This window comes from Desulfonatronum sp. SC1, assembly GCF_003046795.1.
GTDB lineage: Bacteria > Desulfobacterota > Desulfovibrionia > Desulfovibrionales > Desulfonatronaceae > Desulfonatronum.
This window is the reverse complement of record NZ_PZKN01000190.1, coordinates 1-419: the sequence shown is the minus strand read 5'-3', so window position 1 is coordinate 419 and position 419 is coordinate 1. Positions and strand designations below refer to the sequence as shown.

Here is a 419-nt window from a genome sequence, read left to right as displayed (position 1 = left end):
GTTGGATGAAACTGGGTGCAGAGTGGACTTTCAGAAAAACTTTCACCGATGATTTGGACCTGATTGGCTTCAATAACCCAATCGATCCGTCCGACCCATACAGATTCAACCAGAACACGTTATCACACAATAACGACTGGTATTCTGTGGTTGGTCTGTATATGACGTTCAGCATCTTTTCACGACGCGACAAATGTCATGACGGATTTTAATGAACATCGGAATATCCCAAAGTATGTCAGTTAAAGAACAGTTGATTACAGAAAAATTGCCGCGACACGTTGCAGTCATTATGGATGGTAATGGCAGATGGGCCAGACAACGAGGCACGGCACGCGTATTCGGCCATAAAAACGGCGTAAAGGCCGTGAGGGAAGTAACTGAGGCCGCCGCAGAACTGGGCATAGACTATTTGACAC

General features: G+C 46.1%; 2 protein-coding genes. Both read left to right on the top strand.

Going from position 1 to position 419, the window contains the following annotated elements; genetic code table 11:
- A partial coding sequence (locus C6366_RS21240) for a hypothetical protein (protein WP_233248594.1) occupies nucleotides 1–212 on the top strand: 212 nt, incomplete at its 5' end.
- Nucleotides 212–419 (top strand): undecaprenyl diphosphate synthase family protein (locus tag C6366_RS21235; protein WP_233248593.1); only part of this gene is annotated, 208 nt, incomplete at its 3' end. The genes C6366_RS21240 and C6366_RS21235, both read left to right, overlap by 1 nt.